Source organism: Phenylobacterium conjunctum (assembly GCF_042679085.1).
GTDB lineage: Bacteria > Pseudomonadota > Alphaproteobacteria > Caulobacterales > Caulobacteraceae > Phenylobacterium > Phenylobacterium conjunctum.
Window position 1 is genome coordinate 22,089 of record NZ_JBHTLQ010000034.1, and the last position, 17,091, is coordinate 39,179.

The following is a 17,091-nucleotide window of genomic DNA, read 5'->3' on the forward strand; positions in this document are numbered from 1 at the left end:
TTGAACGAATGGAGGCGCCGATGTCGGCCGCGACCGCCCAGCCCCTGGCTCACGACCTGCCGCACGTGGAAGTCTTCAACGAGATCGGCGCGGTCCAGTATCTGGTCCGCCAGAGCGTCATCCAGCACCTGCCGCCGGGCATGACCTACGCCCACTTCGAGCTGCTGAACCACCTGATGCGCTATGGCGACGGCCAGACCCCCGCCGAGCTGGCCCAGGTGCTGATGCTGACCAAGGGCGCCCTGACCAACATCCTGCAGAAGATGGAGACCCAGGGCTGGGTCGCCGTCCTGGCCGACGTCTCCGACCGCCGCAAGAAGCGCGTGCGGCTCACCCGCACCGGGCGCGAGACTCAATCCGACGTGCTCAAGGCCATGAAGGACCAGACCGGCTCCCTGCGCGAGAGCTTCACCGAAAACGAATTCCGCCAGGCCTTGCCGTTCCTGAAGGCCCTGAGGACCTTCCTGGTCGAGAGCGTCAGCGAACCGGTCGAACCCGCAGTCGCGAGCCGCTGACCCCGGTCACCTCCACCGAGGCGCCCGCCGCCAGGTCGTCACCCTCGTCCAGGTCGGCGGCCCACTCCTTGCCGTCGATGAACACCCGCCCCGCCCGGCCGGCGAAGGCGTGGCTGGCGCGGCCGTGATGGCCGATCAGCCGGGCGATATTGTCGTTGATGTCCTCGCCCTCATGGCTGTCCGGCGCCGGCCAGAAGCGCCGCGCCGCCAGGGTCGAGACGATGGTCAGGGCGGCGAAGATCGCCAGGTCCGCCGGCCAGTTCAGGTGCGGTAGGAGACTGATCACCGCCGTCGCCGCGGCGCTCGCCGAGGGCCAGAGCAGCCAGCCCGTGCCGCCCATGACCTCCACCGCCAGCAGCAGGGCGGCGATCGCCGTCCAGACCCAGAACGGATTGTCGAGCGCCAGGCCCATCAGGGTCACCATGTCGGTCAGCTCTTCTTTGCGATGCGCGGCGCCTCATCCGAGGCGGCCTTCACCAGTTCGCCGACGCCGGCGATGGAGCCGACCAGGCTGGCCAGGTCAGCCGGGACGATGACCGTGCGCTGCTGCGGGCTCTCGGCCAGCTTGCCGAAGGCCTCCACGTACTTCTGGGCGATGAAGTAGTTCACAGCGTTGACATCGCCCTTGGCGATGGCCTCCGACACCACCTCGGTCGCCTTGGCCTCGGCCTGGGCCGAGCGCTCGCGGGCTTCGGCGTCGCGGAAGGCGGCTTCCTTGCGACCCTCGGCCTCCAGGATCGCCGACTGCTTGGAGCCCTCAGCGCGGGCGATGGCGGCCTGCTTCTCCCCGTCCGCCTCGGTAATCACCGCGCGGCGCTCGCGCTCGGCCTTCATCTGGCGGGCCATGGCGTTGGTGATGTCCGGCGGCGGCTGCAGGTCCTTGATCTCGATACGCGCCACCTTCACGCCCCAGGGACTGGTGGCCTGGTCGATCACGTCCAGCAGCCGGGTGTTGATCTGGTCCCGCTGGGACAGGACCTCGTCCAACTCCAGATTGCCGACCACGGTGCGCAGGTTGGTCATGGTCAGCTGGGTGATCGCATAGTCGAGATTGGTCACCCGATAGGCCGCCTGGGCCGCGTCCATCACCTGGATGAAGACGATGGCGTCCACCTGGACCATCACGTTGTCCTTGGTGATCACCTCCTGGCGCGGCACGTCCAGCACCTGCTCCATCATGTTGATGCGCCGGCCGACGCCTTCGACGAAGGGGGTCAGGAAGCTGATGCCGGGCTTGAGGGTGCGGGTGTAGCGGCCGAAGCGCTCGACCGTGTATTCGCGCCCCTGGGGCACGATCTTGATCGCCCCCAGAACAATGGACAGGGCCAGCACCAGGAAGGCCACGGAAACGATCAGGGACATGACAACCTCTCCGAGAACGGAGAGGCAGTCTAGCGCGTCGCGGGCCTTGGCGTCACCTGACCTCGGGCCGGATCGGCGTCGATCTCGGCCTGGGTCGGCAGGGCGTCGAGCTTGACGGTGTTCATCACCTTGGACAGCTGGCCGGCCAGGTTCTGCCCCTTGTTCAGGGCGGCGATCTCCGCACGGCGCGCCGGGCCGGTGCATTCCGGAAACTCGCTCTGACGCGAGGCGTAGCCGGTGTTGAAGGCTTCCTTCAGTCGCCGGTCCAAGGCGGTGTCAGGCTGCTCGGCCTCCACCATGCGGATCATGCGCGCTCGCCAGAACTGGTCCTCGGCCCCCAGGCACGCCTGGCGCAGGGCGTGGACCTCGCCCAGCACATAGGCCAGGTCCACCAACGTCTGACGGACCCCCGGCGACCGATCCTGGGCCGACGCCGGCGCGGCCGCCCCAAGGGCGACGAGAGCTGCGGCGATCAGGAGCTTGGAACGCATGGTCTAAATCTAGCGCCTGGGCGACCCGACCGCCACTGGGGAGCGCCTTGCAGGCGAGCGGGCCTCGCGTGCGGGCGCAGGCTTTGCTAGCCAGGAGGCCATGCGCAGACCGGCCCTCATCCTCGTCCTCGCCGCCCTCATGACCTCGCAGGCCCTGGCCGCCTCCAAGCCCGCGCCCACGACGACCGTCGCAGACGCTCGCGATCCCGCCACGCTGATCGCGGTGCTGGCCGGGCTGGGCGCCAAGGCCGAGATCGCCAAGCCGCCGACGCCCGGCAAGGTTCAGGTCGATGTCCAGACCCCTGGCGGCGGCTTCGGCCTGCAGTTCGTGGAATGCGACGCCACGGGCAAGGTCTGTCGCGGCGTGGTCTTCTCCACCGCCTTCGACCGCAAGGGCGCGACCCTGACCCAGGTCAACGCCTTCAACCGCCGCTCGGCGGTCTGCCGCGGCTACCTGGGCGACGACTTCCGCCCAAGCCTGGTCTATTCAGCCCTCTTGTCGCCCCGGCTCAACGCCGAGGACCTGAAGCAGCATGTGGGCGTCTGGCAGGGCTGTCTGGGGGACTTCAGCGCCTTCACCACCGATCCCACCGCCTACCTGCTGGCCGGCGAGCGCTAAAGACTGATCGCCCAAGGCGCCGTCGCCAGCCGCGACGCCAGGAAGTCGTAGAGCACCCGCACCCGCGCGGGCCGCAGCCGTCCCGGCGGGCTGACCAGATGCAGGGCGATGTCCGATGTGGTCCAGTCGCACATCACCGCCTCCAGGGCGCCGTCGCCCAGCTCGGACCAGACGATGAACTCGGGCTGCAAGGCCAGGCCAACGCCAGCCTTCAGTGCTGGCACCACCGCGTCGGCGTTGTTCACCCGCAAGGGGCCTGAGACCGTGACGGCCTGCTCGCCGTGTTCGGCGTGGCGGAACCGCCAGACCTCCGGGGTCAGGGCGTAGGCGTAGGTCAGCGCCCTGTGCCAGACGAGGTCCTTGGGATGCTCGGGCCGACCGTGGGCCGCGAAATAGGCCGGCGAGCCCACCAGCACCAACCGCACCCCGCACAGGCGACGCGCCAACAGCGATGAATCCGGCAAGGCGCCGATCCTCAGGCCCAGGTCGAAGCCGCCCGCCACCAGGTCGACCTTCTGGTCCGACATGGACAGGTCCACCTGCACCTCCGGATAGGCGGCGAGAAACTCCGGCAGCAGGGGCGCCACATGCCGAATGCCGAAGGACATCGGCGCCGCCAGCCGGACCAGCCCGCGCGGCGTCGTCGACTGGGCTGCGGCCTCGGCCTCCACCGCCTCGCCCTCGGCCAGGATCCGCTGGGCCCGCTCCAAGGCCGCCCGCCCGCTCTCGGTCAAGGACAGCTTGCGCGAGGTTCGGTGGAACAGTTGCGACCCCAGGCGCGCTTCCAGACGGCTGACCGCCTTGGAGACCGTGGCCTTGGACAGCTCCAGCTCATCGGCGGCGCGGGCGAAGGCGCCGGTCTCGGCCACCTTGGCGAACACCGCCCAGGCCTCGAAGTCGGGGAGCTTTGGCATATCGATTCCAGAAACGATCTATTTCCATCGTTTCTATTTCGAAATGCCGGGGCGTGGCTATCTTTCCTTCAACAGCGGCGGCCGACCCGGTCGCCCTCAAGGAGGACAGTCACATGATCGAAGTCCGCACCTTCGACAGCCTCGGCGGCGCCAACCACGGCTGGCTCGACGCCAAGCACCACTTCTCGTTCGCCGACTACCATGATCCCAAGCGTATGGGCTGGGGCCCGCTGCGCGTCTGGAACGATGACACCATCGCCCCAAACTCCGGCTTCCCGCCACACCCGCACGCGAACATGGAAATCATCACCTATGTCCGCAAAGGCGCGATCACCCACCAGGACAGCCTGGGCAACAAGGGCCGCACCGAGGCCGGCGACGTCCAGGTGATGAGCGCGGGCTCCGGCATCCGCCACGCCGAGTACAATCTGGAGGACGGGGAGACGACCCTGTTCCAGATCTGGATCATGCCCAACAAGGCCGGCGGCCAGCCCTCCTGGGGCGCCAAGCCGTTCCCCAAGGGCGACCGGGCGGGCAAGTTCGTGACCCTGGCCAGCGGCTTTGACAACGACAACGACGCCCTGCCGATCCGCACCCAAGGCCGGGTCGTGGCCGCCACGCTGAAGGCCGGCGAGACCGCCGAGTACGAGCTGGGCGACCGCTACGGCTATCTGGTTCCGGCCACCGGCCGCGTCGAGGTCAATGGCGTGACCGTCAACACCCGCGATGGCGCCGCCATCCGTGACGTCCAGACCCTGCGCGTCACCGCCCTGGAAGACGCCGAACTGGTCCTGGTCGACGCCGCCTAAGGCGACACCAGCCCTTCCCTTTCCTCCCCTGCCCCGGGGCCGCACCTCGCGGTCCCGGCGGCCCCTTGCACCCCCGCCCAAGGAGACGCCCCATGGCGAAAGTTCTCGTTCTCTATCACTCCACCTACGGCCACCTGGAGACCATGGCTGAGGCCGTGGCCGAAGGCGCCCGCGCCGCCGGCGCGACCGTCGACATCAAGCGCGTGCCGGAAACCGTGCCGGAGGAGCTTGCGAAGAAGTCCGGCTACAAGCTCGACCAAGCCGCCCCGATCGCCACGCCCGCCGACCTCGCCAACTACGACGCCATCATCGTCGGCGTCGGCACCCGCTTCGGGCGCATGTCCTCGCAGATGGCGGCCTTCTGGGACCAGGCCGGCGGCCTGTGGGCCCAGGGCGCCCTGAACGGCAAGGTGGGCGCGGTCTTCACCTCCACCGCCACCCAGCACGGCGGCCAGGAGACCACGATCATCTCGACCATCGTCCAGCTGATGCACTTCGGCCTGGTGATCGTCGGCCTGCCCTACGCCTTCCAGGGCCAGATGCGCCTGGACGAGGTGACCGGCGGCACGCCCTATGGCGCCTCCACCATCACCGGCGGCGACGGCTCGCGCCTGCCCAGCGGCAACGAACTCGACGGCGCCCGCTTCCAGGGCAAGCACGTGGCGGAGATCGCCGCGAAGCTTTCCGCCTAGCTCCAAACATGCGTCATCCTCCGGTCGGCCGACAGGCCGATCCGGGGGACCCAAGCGGCTTTGCTCCATCTTGGAGTTCAGCTTGGGTCCCCCGGACCCCGCTCGCGCGGGGCCGGAGGATGACGTTCGTTTGAGGGTCTAGGCGTTCACCGCGCCGCGCAGCTTGGCCACGCGATCAATGCTCGCTTCCGCCTCGCTCATGATCCGCGCGACGATCTCAGCCGCCGGCAGGACGTCGTGGACGCCGCCCGCCGACTGGCCCATGGCGAAGCAGGAACTGTCGGCGTCCAGGCCTTCGATCTGGCCGCCGATGCCGCCCATGACCCCGGCGTTGGTCGAATGGATCGCCTGCATCGGGAAGGGCTGGATATCGCCCGGACGGCTTTCCCAGTCATCCACATAGGGGTTCTTGCGCACCCGCATCGGCTTGCCGGAATAGCAGCGGGTGCGGACCGTATCCTCGTCGGAGGACTCCACGATGGTCTGGCGATAGAGCTCGCCCGCATGGGCCTCGGCCGAGGCGATGAAGCGGGTGCCCATCCAGACGCCGGTCGCGCCCAGCGCCAGGGCCGCCGCCAGGCCACGGCCATCATAAATGCCCCCGGCCGCCACCACCGGGACCTTCACGGCCTCCACCGCCTGGGCCACCAGGGGCATGGTGCCGACGAGGCCGGTGTGGCCGCCGCCCTCGCCGCCCTGGCAGATCACGGCGTCGCAGCCGGCCTGCTCGGCCTTAACCGCGTGCTTCACGGCCCCGCAGACCACCATGACCTTCAGGCCGGCCTTCTTCAGCTTCTCCATGATCGGCATGGGCACGCCCAGACCGGCCACGAAGCTCGACGCGCCTTCCTCGATGATCACGTCGACAGACGCCGTCAGGCTCTCGGGGCTGGCGGCCAGCAGGTCGACCCCGAACGGACCGTCGGTCAGCTTGCGCACCAGGCGCATCTGTTCGCGGATGAAGTCGGGACCGCGGCCGGCCATGCCCAGCACGCCATAGCCCCCGGCGTTGGTCACCGCCGCCGCCAGCTCGGCATAGGACACGCCGCCCATCCCGGCCAGCATGATCGGGCGCTTCACGCCCAGGAGATCGCAAAGGGGCGTATGCAGGCTCATCAAATTCCTCCCGACGACAATGGTCGAATTCTTATGCCGGGAAGGATGGCGCCGGGGCGGGCGAATGAAAACCGTGACGCTGGGGAACGCCCACCCCACTCGACAGCGCGTCATCCTCCGGGCCGCCGCCCGGAGGATGACGATTGTGGTGGGGCTGGATCAGAAGATCCCGTAGCCGCCGTCGATCAAGACGTTGTCGCCGGTGTGGAAGCTGGAGGCGTCCGAGGCGAAATAGACCGCCATGCCGCCAAAGTCCGCCGGCTGGCCCCAACGGCGCATGGGCACGCGCTTGATGACGTTGTCGTTGAACTTGTCATTGCCTTGCGCGCCCGCCGTCATGTCGGTGGCGATCCAGCCGGGCAGGATGCAGTTGGCGCGAACGCCATAGCGGGCGTGCTCCACGGCGATGGCGCGGACCATCGGGATCAGGGCGCCCTTGGTGGCCGCATAGGCCTCGTTGCGCGGCGCGCCGTCCAGGGCCGACAGCGAGGAGATGGCCACCAGTGAGCCGCCGGCCCGGTCGCCCTGGCCCGCGCGCTCGACCATGTGCTTGCAGGCCTCGCGGAAGGTGAAGAACACCCCGTCCAGGTTCACCGACAGCACCTTGCGATAAGTCTCGGTGGGGAACTCGGAGAAGGACGAGGCGCCGGCGCCGATGCCGGCGTTGGCGATCACCGTGTCGACGCGGCCCATCTTGGACACCGCCTCGACCATGCCCGCGGCCACCGCGTGCTCGTCGGCGACGTCGACCACCTGGCTCATCACCTTCACGCCCAGCCCGGCCAGCTTGACCTCGGCGTCGGCGTTCTTCTTGGGGTTAGAGCCCCAGATCACCACGTCGGCGCCAGCCTGGGCCAGGGCCTCGACCATGCCGAAGCCGATCCCGCCGTTGCCGCCGGTCACCAGGGCCACCTTGCCCGTCAGATCAAACGCCTTGTAGGCCATGGTCGTCTCTTCCCCGTTCAAACAGTTGTTGGGGCGATTGGCCGGATTCCGCCCCCGCCCGTCAACCCTGCGTTTGACTTCCCCGACGGACGGGCGGGCGAGATTTGTCCTCGCGCCGCGCAGACGGCCGCAGGAGGACGCAAGCCATGATCACCCTCTACGACCACCCGCTCTCGCCCTACGCCCAGAAGTGCAAGATCGCCCTGCGCGAAAAGGGCCAGGCCTTTGAGACCCAGATGCCCGGCGGCCTCGGCGCCGGCGGCGCGCAGGGCGATTTCGTCCGCGCCAATCCCCGCGCCGAGGTCCCGGCCCTGGTCCATGACGGGGTCGAGATTTTCGATTCCACCATCATCCTCGAATACATCGAAGACGCTTGGCCGACCCCGGCCCTCCTGCCCGCCAGCCCGGCCGACCGCGCCCGGGTGCGGATGATCGAGGAGGTGATGGACACCCACTACGAGGCCATAAACTGGGGCCTGTCGGAGATCGCCTGGTTCGGCCGCGCCGAGGGCGAGTTGCGCGACACCCTGCTGGCCCGCGCCACCGAGCAGACCAACGGCTTCTACGCCTGGCTCGAGGCCCAGCTCGGCGACCGGCCCTGGTTCAACGGCGAGACCTTCGGCTGGGGCGACCTGAGCGTGGTCCCGTACGTGAACGGCTCCGTGGGCCATGGTCGGCCGTCGGCCAAGGGCTCCAAGCTGTCCGACTGGCTGGCCCGCGCCAACGCTCGCCCCTCCGTCGCCGCCACCACCGCCGAAGCCGGCCAGGCCGCCGCAGCCTCGGCCATGCCGAACGTGGCCGAACTGGTGAAGCAGGGCCTGTTCAAGCGCGAGTACCGCGACCACCGCCTGGAATGGATGATCAAGAGCGGCGGGGTCCAGGTCGTGCTCGACGGCCTGGCCCGCGACAACATCCGGTTCAGCCCGGATTTCTCCTAAGGCGCCCTATTGGAGACGGGCGGCGAAGGCCTCGACCACCGCGTCGCCCGTATACTCCGCCACCTTCGGCTTCACGATCTGCTTGGCGAACTCCGAGGTGATGTAGCGGAAATGCGGCTGCTCGGCCGTCGCCGCCTCGACGATGATCGCCGCGATATCGTCGCCGGTCTGGCCGAACTGGGCGAAGACGTCGCCGGACGATCCCATGTACTTGGCGATCATGGCGTCATAAGGCGGCTGGAAGTTCGAGAGCCCGCCCTCGCTCACCGCCCGGACATTGGCCACGAACTCGGTGTTGATGGGGCCGGGCTCGATCAGGCTGACCGCCACGCCCATGCGGCGGGCCAGCGGCGCGAAGCCCTCCATCATGCCCTCCACCGCGAACTTGGCGGCGCAATAGGCCTCGTTGAACGGCTGGCCGATCAGGCCGCCGACGCTGGTCACCGAGATGATCCGGCCCGAGCCGCGCTCGCGCATGTGCGGGAACACCGCCTTGGTGGTGTGCCAGACCCCGAAGAAGTTGATGCCCATGGTCCGCTTCAGGTCGGCGTCGCTGGTCTGCTCCAGGCTGCCCAGGAAGCCGGCGCCCGCGTTGTTCACCAGCACGTCGATGCGGCCATAGCGCTTCAGGGTGCGCTTCACGCTGCCCTCGATGGACTTCTGGCTGAGCACGTCCAGCCGGTCCACGCGCACCTTCACGCCCGCCGCCTTGGCGGCCTCGAGCAGCGGCTTCTTCTTGCCGGTGTCGCGCATGGTGGCCACGACCTCATAGCCCGCCTTGGCGAACCGGATGGCCGTATAGAGCCCAACCCCCGTGGACGTGCCGGTGATCAGCACAACCTGCTTGTCGCTTGCGGCCTTGGCCATGAGCGTCCTCCCCCTTGGTGTCGTTGGAGGGAAGCTTAGCTGAATTCGCACGCGCCTCTAGCTTGCGAGCACGCTTTCGATCGCCGTCTGCAACTGGCGCCCATAGATCGGCTTGAACAGCACCGCGGCGGGATGGTCCTCCTGGATCCGCGCCATGGTCGCCGGCTCGCGCGAGCCTGTGATGAAAATGACCTTCGAGCCCACCGCCTTGTGGATGGCCAGGGCGGCGTCGACCCCGTCCTCCTGCCCCTTCAGGCGCATGTCCATCAGGATCACCCGCGGACGATGCCGCAGAGCCATGTCGATGGCGCCGCGTGCGGTGTCGGCCGTGCCGCACACCGCCATGCCGAGGTCCTCGATCTGCATGCTGAGGCTGGCGGCGATCAGGAACTCATCCTCCACGACCAGCACGCAGTCCTTGAGCTCGGTGTCCAGGGTCTCGATCATGTCCGCTCCGGGGGCGATAGGGTGATTTCGGTCACAAGACCGTTGTCGTTGTGCGTGGCGATCTCGCCATCCAGTTGGGCCACCAGGCCCGCGATAATCACGGATCCGAGCCCCCGGGCGACGCCGCCCTCGGGGCGTCCGACGCCATTGTCGGCCACGATGAGGTCATAGCGGCCGTCCGCGCGCCGCTTGAGGGTCACCCGGATGCGGCCGACGCCGTCCTTGAACGCATGCTTCAGCGTGTTGGTGACCAGTTCGGTGACCAGCAGGCCGAGCGGGATCGCAAAGTCGAGGCCTGCGCGCATGGGCTCGACCTGCAGGTCCAGGCTCACCGACTGCGCGCCGCCGCCGTCCAGGATGTTGCGGGTCAGCTCGTCCAGGAACGGCTCAAGCTCGAAGGTCTCCAGATCCTTGGAGGTCATCAGCTGGTGATGCACCAGACCCAGGGCGTAGATGCGGCTGCGCAGGGCCTTCAAGGCCTCGCGGGCTTGGTCATCCTTCAGGGCGCGGACCTGCATCATGACGATGCCGTCGACGATCTGCAGGTTGTTCTTCACCCGGTGATAGACCTCGCGCAGCAGGAGGTCCCGCTGGGCCAGGGTGGCGCGCAGCTCGGCCTCGGCCAGGGCCCGTTGGGTGGTGTCCATGATGACGCCCAGCACGCGGATCGGCTTGCCGGTGTCCAACTCACGCTCGGTGATCAGCCGCCAGTGCGACTGCCAGCCCCAAGCGCCGTCCGGCCGCCTGGCCCGGTATTCCATCTGCACCACATCCCGGGCGCCGTCGCGCACCGCCTGGACCGCCGCATCCCGGGCGGGTCGGTCCTCGGGGTGGATGCGGGCGACCCAGCCGCTGAACTCGGGTCCATCCAGGGGCAACCAGACCTCCGGCGGGACCTGGCCCCAGGTCATCTCGGAAGCCCTCAGGTCCAGCCGGCCGATGTTGCGCCGATAGTCTATCTCCCAGACCGCGATCTGGGCCGCCTCGGCGGCGAAGCGCAGGCGGGTCTCGTACTCCCGCGCCGCGGCCTCGGCCCGGCGGCGATCGTCGATGTCCTCGATCACGGCGTGCACCTGGCGCGGCGCGCCCTCGGCGTCGCGCGACAGGGTGGCGGACACCCTGGCCCACACCGGCGAGCCATCGCGACGGCGATAAGGCTTCTCGCGCATATAGACGTCCGTCTCCCCGGCCAGCAGGCGGCGGAACTCCAGCCGGTCGGGCTCCAGGTCCTGCGCGAAACTCAGGGTCCAGGCGTTGACGCCGGCCAGCTCCTCGGGCGTGTAGCCCAGCATGCGGCTGAAGGCCTGGTTGGCGCGCAGGATCACGCCGTCCGCAGGGTTGGCGATGGTCTTGCCCACGGCGGAGCCTTCAAAGCTGGCCCGGAACTCCGCCTCGCTGGCGGCCAGGGCGCCCATGGCCTCGTCCCGTTGCGACAGGATAGCGCCCAGGCGCGGGACGATGGGCCAGAAGGCGATGGCTGCGGCCACGTCGAACACGGTGGCCGCCATCCGCGCCATCGTCTCCATGAGCGAGGGCGGGGCGCCCGGCGTGGTCGCCGACATGAACTGGGACAGAGCGCTGGTCAGGGCCGCGAGCCCCAGCAGCCAGACCACCCGCCGCGAGATCAGGTCCCGCCGGCGGCGCACCAGCCAGATCAGGGCGGCGAAGGCGGAGAGGCAGGCCAGGCCCAGGGCGATGTCGGACACGATCTGCAGGAAGGTGAGGACGCGCTCCGTCACGCCGTCAGCCGACGACGACACCCAAGGACTGAGCAACCACCTGCCGAATGTCACCGAGACCGCCCCTCCCAGGTTGTAGGAGAGGCGGCCTTCGGCCTCAGGTCAATGGCTGGTCTTGCGGGTCAGTCCTGGCCGTCGGCCGACTGGTCGATCTGGCCCATGCCGGTGATGTCGGTGCGCAGGTCCGCCGGGCGGGTGAGCAGGTCGATCTTGCCGTTGCCGGAGATGCGGATATCGGCGGCCTTGCGCGGCGCGATGGACGCCTCGCCGGAGCCGGAGATGTCCACTTGCGCGGCGTCGGCGTCCAGGTGGCCCAGGTCGGCCTGGCCGGAGCCGGTGATGTCCAGCTTCACGGTCTTGACCTCGCCCACCGCGGTCACGTCGGCCGAGCCGGAGATCCGCAGATCCAGGACCTCCTGCTTGTAGCCGTCGATGGTCAGCTGCTGAGCGCCCGACAGATCGAAGCGGGTGACGTTCGGCGCGTGCAGGATGATGGTGATGCGGTCGAAATCGACACCGCCCTCGTCCATGGTGATGCGGCCGTCGCGGATCACCAGATGCTTCAAGACCTCATCCGGCGCCTCGATGGTCAGTTGGGTGTTGGCGTCCTGGGTGTAGCGGATATCGGCCGGCAGATCGGTCTCCAGCCGGTCGCCGCCGGTCCAGGTCAGGGCGCGTTTCTGGACCGCCTCAGCCTGGTCCTGGCCGCGATCGACCCGGCCATGCCAGCCGTCGCGGTCGCCGTGGCCCTCGAAGCTCCAGCGGTGGAAGCGGCCGTCCTCGATCCAGAACGGACCGCCGGCGACAGCGAAGGCCCCGGCGAAGCTGGCGATGCAGAGCACGAAGCCGGCGGCGGCGATGATAACGAGCGTGCGGATCACGACGAGACCCCCGTGGGTTCCAGCGCGGGCTTGAGCAGCCGCATGTGCAGCCGGCCGTACCAGACCAGCCCGTTGACGAAGGCGATGGTCACCAGGGTGGTGACCGCGCCGATGGAGCTGGCCCCGGCCATCAGGCCCAGGCCGGCCAGCATCAGGGCCCCGATCGGCGCCCCCACCGCGATGAACGGCCCGGCCGCGAAGATCACCGCGCCGGCCGCGAAGCAGACCAGGGCCGCGATGGCGAAGCCGAACAGGGTTCCCGCGATGGACAAGAGGATCGGCAGCAGGATCAGGACGTCCAGCGCCCCTAGCCCCAGCACCGCGAAGATGGCGCTGGCGGCGGCGGACGGGTTCCGTTGCTCCTCCCAGCGCTTCAGGTCGGCCTCGGCGCGCAGCTCGCGGGCCAGGCGGGCGGGATCGCCCAGGGCCTCGGCGACCTCGGCCTCGGTGCGACCGGCGGCCTCGCCTTCGGTGAAATGCGCCTCGTAGTCGGCGGCGATGTCGTCGATGGCCTTTTGCGGCAGGCCGCGAAGGCCCTCGCGCAGCTTGGACATGAAGACCTGGCGGCTCATTGGGCCCCTCCCAGGATGTCGTTCACCGCCTGCGAAAAGGCGGCCCATTCGGCCTGCTGGGCGGCGAAGCTCGTCCGCCCGGCGTCCGTCAGCTTGTAGTACTTGCGCGGCGGCCCGGCGCTGCTCTCCACCAGATAGGTTTCGACCAGACCGTCCGACTGCATGCGGCGCATCAGCGGGTAGATGGTGCCCTCACCCATATCGATCCCCTTGGTGAGACGGCTCGCGATTTCGTAGGCGTAGGCGTCGCCGCGCGAGAGCAGCGCGAGCACGCAGAGCTCGAGCACGCCTTTCTTCAGCTGTACCTGGATCGTTTCCGACACGAGGCCTGTCTCCTTTGAACAAGGAGATGACTATCGCAAGGTACCGTGCGGTACAAGGTACCTATCCATGAACAATAGTTCATGGTGGTTGGCGCCTCGGTTGGGACGTCAGGCCTTGCCGGCCGGCGGCGGCTGCGGGCGGGAGAACACCCACTCGGCCTCGATCGAGGCCTCCGCCTGGAACCGGTAGCCCTCGGCGTCGAAGGCCTTCAGGTCGGCGGCCTTTTCGATCCGGTGATCGATGGCGTAGCGGGCCATCAGGCCACGGGCCTTCTTGGCGTAGAAGCTGATGATGCGGGCCTCGCCGTCCTTCTCCTCCAGGAAGCGGACATTGATCACCGGCGCCTTGAGCGCCTTCAGGTCGACGGCGCCGAAGTACTCGCCGCTGGCGCAGTTCACCAGGGTCCGGTCCTTGTGCGGGGCGAGCGCCACATCCAGTTCCCTGGCCAGCTTGTCGCCCCAGAAGTCGTAGAGGCTCTTGCCGCGCGGGGTCTTCAGCCGCGTCCCCATCTCCAGGCGGTAGGGCTGGATCAGGTCGAGCGGCCGAAGGATCCCGTACAGGCCCGACAGGATCCGTACATGGTCCTGGGCCCAGGCCAGGGCCTTCTTGTCCAGCTCACGCGCCTTCAGCCCGGAATAGACATCGCCGTTGAAGGCGAAGGCCGCCTGGAGGCCGTCCTCCATGGCCGGATCGAAGGCCTGGAACCGCTCGCGGTTCAGGGTGGCCAGGTTGTCCGACAGGTCCATCAGGCTCTTCAGCTGGCGGACGCTCAGCTTGCGCGTCACCTGGGACAGCTCGGCGATGTCCGCCGCCAGGTCCGGAATCGTGGCCGGCGCCACGGTCTTCGGGGCTGCGAAGTTCATCGCCTTGGCCGGCGACAGGACGATCAGCATGGATGAAGGCTCTAGAAGAACACGCGCGGATTCATGATCCGCTTCGGATCCAGGCTTTGCCGGATCGCCTCCAGGGCCGCAACCTCGACCGGGCTCTTGTAGCGGCGGGCTTCTTCCGTCTTCATCGCCCCCAGCCCGTGCTCGGCCGAGATCGAGCCGCCCAGCCGAGCGACGATGTCGTGCACCATGCGGCTGCCCTGGTCCCGCTTCGCCGAATGCTCAGCGTTGTCGCCGCCGTGGGGGCGGATCACGTCGTAGTGGATGTTGCCGTCGCCCACATGGCCGAAGGCGGTGATCCGGCAGCCCGGAACGAAGGCCTCCATGGCCGCGCTGGCCTCGGCGATGAAGCGGGCCACCTGGCTCACTGGCACCGAAATGTCGTGCTTCCAGGTCGCGCCCTCCGGCTTCTGGCCCGGCGACTGGTTCTCGCGGATCGACCACAGGGCCTTGGCCTGGGCGTCGGTCTGGGCGACCACGGCGTCGCGCACCAGCCCGTCCTCCAGCCCCTTGGACAAGAGCCGCTCCATGGCCGCCTCCGCGGCGCCCGGCTCGCCGGAGGCGATCTCGACCAGCACGTACCAGGGATGTGCTTGCGGCAGCGGATCGCGTTGGCCGGTGATGTTCTTCAGCACGAACTCGATCCCGCGCCGGCCCATCAGTTCAAAGGCCTCCACGGCCCCGCCGGCGGTGTCCTTGGCCCGCGCCAGCATCTGGATCGCCACCTCGGGGCTGTCGACGGCGGCGATGGCGGTGGCGCGACTGACCAGCACCGGGAACAGCTTCAGGCTGGCGGCGGTGACCACGCCCAGCGTCCCCTCCCCGCCGATCAGCAGCTGTTTCAGGTCATAGCCGGTGTTGTCCTTGCGCAGGCGCTTCAGCCCGTTCCAGACCTCGCCATTGGGCAGCACGGCCTCCAGGCCCAGCACCAGGTCCCGCGTGGTCCCATAGCGCAGCACCTGGGTGCCGCCAGCATTGGTCGAGACCACCCCGCCCACGGTCGCCGTGCCTTCGGAGGCCAGGCCCAGGGGGAAGCGCCGCCCGACTGTCGCCACCGCCTCGTGGACCGCCGCCAGGGTCACCCCGGCCTCGGCCACGATCACATCGTCAAAGGCGTCCAGGTCACGGATCGCCCGCAGGCGCTCGGTGGACAAGAGGATCTCGCCTTGCGGAATCTGCCCGCCCACCAGGCCGGTGTTGCCGCCCTGGGGCGTGATCGCCACCCCGGCCTCGGCGCAGATCCCAACCACGGCGGCGACCTCCGCCGTCGTCTTCGGCAGGGCCAGCAGCGGCGTCGTCCCCGTCCAGCGGTCGCGCCATTCCAAGAGCTTGGGGGCCAGCCGGTCGGGATCCTGGCTCCAACCCCCCTCGCCCAGCACGGACTTCAGGCGCGACAGCACATCGGCGGGAACGGGCTTGGTCATGGGCGGCAGACTACGCTCAACGGCGGGTGCGGGCCAGTCAGCCGACGAAGCCGGCGGCGCGCTTCAGGCGGTCATTGATCGCCTCGCCCAGCCCTTCGTCGGGGATCGGGGCGACGGCGATGGCCGAGGGCCTGGTCCGGTCCGCCGCGCGCAGATAGGCGAACAGGTTGGCGGCGGCCTCGCGCAGGTCGCCAGAGGGACTGAGGTTCAGGGCCGGATCGCCGGGGCCGGGGCCAAAGCCCAGATAGGCCTCGCCGGGCTCGGCGCGGTCAGCGTTCAGCCGCACGGGCGCGTCTGGCGAATAGTGCCGCGCCAGCCGGCCAGGCGAGCGCTTGGCGTCATCTTCGGCCTCGGCCAGGGGGCCGATCACCGCCTCGATCTGGCCCCGAGTCACCGCGCCGGGCCGCAGCAGGCGCGGGGCGTCCAGGAGCCCGACCACCGTCGATTCCAGACCCACCTCGCAAGGCCCGCCGTCCAACGCCGCGCCGACCTTGTCGCCGGTCTCCTCCACCGCGTCAGCGAAGGTGGTGGGGCTGGGCCGCCCCGAGCGGTTGGCTGAGGGCGCGACCACCGGGCCGCCAAAGGCCGCCAGCACCGTATGCGCGATCAGGTGCGCCGGACAGCGCACCGCCACGCTCTCCAGCCCGGCGCGGGCCAGGTCGCAGACCACGCCGTCGGGGGCCATCGGCAGCACCAGGGTGAGCGGACCGGGCCAGAAGGCCGCCGCCAGCTTGCGCGCCCGCTCGTCGAACACGGCGATCCGCTCGGCCCCGGCCAGATCGGCCACGTGACTGATCAGCGGATTGAACCGGGGCCGCCCCTTGGCCTCATAGATCGCCGCCACCGCCGCAGGGTTCGAGGCGTCGGCTCCCAGCCCATAGACGGTCTCGGTCGGCAACAGGATCAACTGGCCGGCGCGCAGGGCCTCTGCCGCCGCGCCTATTTGCGCGTCGCCGTGAGCTTCACGCTCACCTTCACTGCTGCGGGAATCTGATCGGTCGCCTGCCACTCGCCCTGCCCCACGCCAAAGGCGGTGCGGTCGAGGCTGGTTACACCGCTCATGCGGGCCTTGTCGCCGTCGATCTTCAGGCGGAACGGCAGGTCGAAGACCTTGGACACCCCGCGAAGGCTCAGTTGGCCATGGGCGACATAGCGGTCTTCACCGGTCTTCTCGAACCGCGTGGCGGTGAACACCGCCTGGCCATGGGCGTCGGCGTCGAACCAGTCGGGACCCGCGAGACTCGCGTCGCGCTGGGCGTCGCCGGTCCTGGCTGAGGTCAGATCGATCGAGACATTGACCTTGGACTTGTCCAGTTGGTCCGGGCTGAAGGTGATGTCGGCGCTCCAGCGTTCGAACTGGCCCTCGATGGCCTGGCCGGACCAGACCGTGGCGAAGGCCAGGCTCGAGCCCTTGTCGACGCTCCAGGCCGACAGGGGCAGAACCTTCGGCGCCTCGGCGGTCGCGGCCTCAGGGGCCTGGGCTGCGGCGGGCGCGGCGGCGGCCGGCGGGGCGTCCGGCAGGTCATCGGTCATCGGCTGGGCGGCC

The 17,091-nt window shown here is 69.1% G+C and carries 21 protein-coding genes; 5 read left to right on the forward strand and 16 right to left on the reverse strand.

All coding sequences use genetic code 11. From position 1 onward, the window contains the following. Positions 1-20 precede the first annotated feature (20 nt). Positions 21-515, forward strand: a complete 495-nt coding sequence (locus ACFQ27_RS14415; protein ID WP_374342738.1) for a MarR family winged helix-turn-helix transcriptional regulator — start codon at positions 21-23, stop codon at positions 513-515. Here ACFQ27_RS14415 and ACFQ27_RS14420 read toward each other — a convergent pair. From ACFQ27_RS14420 to ACFQ27_RS14430, 3 genes are read right to left on the reverse strand one after another with little or no spacing between them, the layout of a single operon-like run. Then, the gene (locus tag ACFQ27_RS14420) at positions 478-939 is read right to left on the reverse strand and encodes an NfeD family protein (RefSeq protein WP_377354075.1); all 462 of its coding nucleotides are present in this window, start codon (positions 937-939) and stop codon (positions 478-480) included. The genes ACFQ27_RS14415 and ACFQ27_RS14420 overlap by 38 nt on opposite strands. 5 nt (positions 940-944) lie before the next feature. After that, positions 945-1,877: an SPFH domain-containing protein gene (locus ACFQ27_RS14425; protein WP_374342742.1), complete on the reverse strand. Its 933-nt coding sequence runs from the start codon at positions 1,875-1,877 to the stop codon at positions 945-947. 29 nt (positions 1,878-1,906) lie between these two features. After that, positions 1,907-2,368, reverse strand: coding sequence for a TIGR02301 family protein (locus tag ACFQ27_RS14430; protein WP_374342744.1), 462 nt, complete (start codon positions 2,366-2,368; stop codon positions 1,907-1,909). Between the two features lie 100 nt (positions 2,369-2,468). On the opposite strand from ACFQ27_RS14430, the gene ACFQ27_RS14435 reads away from it, so the two are divergent. Continuing rightward, positions 2,469-2,987, forward strand: a complete 519-nt coding sequence (locus ACFQ27_RS14435) for a YbjN domain-containing protein (RefSeq protein WP_377354076.1) — start codon at positions 2,469-2,471, stop codon at positions 2,985-2,987. Here the strand turns inward: ACFQ27_RS14435 and ACFQ27_RS14440 are convergent. Then, the gene (locus tag ACFQ27_RS14440; RefSeq protein WP_377354077.1) at positions 2,984-3,901 is read right to left on the reverse strand and encodes a LysR family transcriptional regulator; all 918 of its coding nucleotides are present in this window, start codon (positions 3,899-3,901) and stop codon (positions 2,984-2,986) included. The genes ACFQ27_RS14435 and ACFQ27_RS14440 overlap by 4 nt on opposite strands. 113 nt (positions 3,902-4,014) lie before the next feature. On the opposite strand from ACFQ27_RS14440, the gene ACFQ27_RS14445 reads away from it, so the two are divergent. Next, a complete protein-coding gene (locus ACFQ27_RS14445) occupies positions 4,015-4,710 on the forward strand; it encodes a pirin family protein (protein WP_374342750.1) in 696 nt (231 codons plus the stop codon). Between the two features lie 92 nt (positions 4,711-4,802). After that, positions 4,803-5,402 (forward strand): NAD(P)H:quinone oxidoreductase, encoded by a 600-nt coding sequence (gene wrbA, locus ACFQ27_RS14450; RefSeq protein WP_377354078.1) that lies wholly within the window; start codon positions 4,803-4,805, stop codon positions 5,400-5,402. 138 nt (positions 5,403-5,540) lie between these two features. On the opposite strand, the gene ACFQ27_RS14455 is transcribed toward wrbA, so the two are convergent. Both ACFQ27_RS14455 and ACFQ27_RS14460 read right to left on the reverse strand, forming a co-directional pair. Beyond that, positions 5,541-6,518: an NAD(P)H-dependent flavin oxidoreductase gene (locus ACFQ27_RS14455; RefSeq protein WP_374342754.1), complete on the reverse strand. Its 978-nt coding sequence runs from the start codon at positions 6,516-6,518 to the stop codon at positions 5,541-5,543. Positions 6,519-6,677: 159 nt separating this feature from the next. Continuing rightward, the gene (locus tag ACFQ27_RS14460) at positions 6,678-7,463 is read right to left on the reverse strand and encodes an SDR family NAD(P)-dependent oxidoreductase (protein WP_377354079.1); all 786 of its coding nucleotides are present in this window, start codon (positions 7,461-7,463) and stop codon (positions 6,678-6,680) included. A 146-nt stretch (positions 7,464-7,609) separates the two neighbouring features. Between ACFQ27_RS14460 and ACFQ27_RS14465 the strand changes: the two genes are divergently transcribed. Further along, complete coding sequence (locus ACFQ27_RS14465) at positions 7,610-8,401, forward strand: glutathione S-transferase family protein (RefSeq protein WP_377354080.1); 792 nt, start codon at positions 7,610-7,612, stop codon at positions 8,399-8,401. Positions 8,402-8,407: 6 nt separating this feature from the next. Here ACFQ27_RS14465 and ACFQ27_RS14470 read toward each other — a convergent pair whose 3' ends face one another. The 10 genes from ACFQ27_RS14470 to ACFQ27_RS14515 form a co-directional block, all read right to left on the reverse strand. Beyond that, positions 8,408-9,268: an SDR family oxidoreductase gene (locus ACFQ27_RS14470; RefSeq protein ID WP_374342761.1), complete on the reverse strand. Its 861-nt coding sequence runs from the start codon at positions 9,266-9,268 to the stop codon at positions 8,408-8,410. A gap of 57 nt (positions 9,269-9,325) precedes the next feature. Beyond that, on the reverse strand, positions 9,326-9,715 hold the full coding sequence (locus ACFQ27_RS14475) for a response regulator (protein ID WP_374342763.1): 390 nt from the start codon (positions 9,713-9,715) through the stop codon (positions 9,326-9,328). Further along, complete coding sequence (locus ACFQ27_RS14480; RefSeq protein ID WP_377354081.1) at positions 9,712-11,454, reverse strand: sensor histidine kinase; 1,743 nt, start codon at positions 11,452-11,454, stop codon at positions 9,712-9,714. The genes ACFQ27_RS14475 and ACFQ27_RS14480 overlap by 4 nt, the downstream gene beginning before the upstream one ends. Positions 11,455-11,576: 122 nt before the next feature. Further along, positions 11,577-12,335: a GIN domain-containing protein gene (locus tag ACFQ27_RS14485; RefSeq protein ID WP_374342767.1), complete on the reverse strand. Its 759-nt coding sequence runs from the start codon at positions 12,333-12,335 to the stop codon at positions 11,577-11,579. Then, entirely contained in the window at positions 12,332-12,907 is a 576-nt protein-coding gene (locus ACFQ27_RS14490) for a DUF1700 domain-containing protein (protein ID WP_374342769.1), read from the reverse strand. Before ACFQ27_RS14490 ends, ACFQ27_RS14485 begins: the two co-directional genes overlap by 4 nt. Next, entirely contained in the window at positions 12,904-13,230 is a 327-nt protein-coding gene (locus ACFQ27_RS14495) for a PadR family transcriptional regulator (RefSeq protein WP_374342771.1), read from the reverse strand. The genes ACFQ27_RS14490 and ACFQ27_RS14495 overlap by 4 nt, the downstream gene beginning before the upstream one ends. Before the next feature lie 108 nt (positions 13,231-13,338). Continuing rightward, positions 13,339-14,124 carry a peroxide stress protein YaaA gene (gene yaaA, locus ACFQ27_RS14500; protein WP_377354082.1) on the reverse strand — a complete coding sequence of 262 codons (786 nt, stop codon included), beginning with the start codon at positions 14,122-14,124 and terminating at the stop codon, positions 13,339-13,341. A gap of 11 nt (positions 14,125-14,135) precedes the next feature. Next, entirely contained in the window at positions 14,136-15,545 is a 1,410-nt protein-coding gene (locus tag ACFQ27_RS14505; RefSeq protein ID WP_377354083.1) for an FAD-binding oxidoreductase, read from the reverse strand. 37 nt (positions 15,546-15,582) lie between these two features. Continuing rightward, entirely contained in the window at positions 15,583-16,467 is an 885-nt protein-coding gene (locus tag ACFQ27_RS14510) for an L-threonylcarbamoyladenylate synthase (RefSeq protein WP_374344510.1), read from the reverse strand. Positions 16,468-16,484: 17 nt separating this feature from the next. Then, positions 16,485-17,091: YceI family protein (locus tag ACFQ27_RS14515; RefSeq protein ID WP_377354084.1), on the reverse strand; the 607-nt coding region annotated here is incomplete at its 5' end.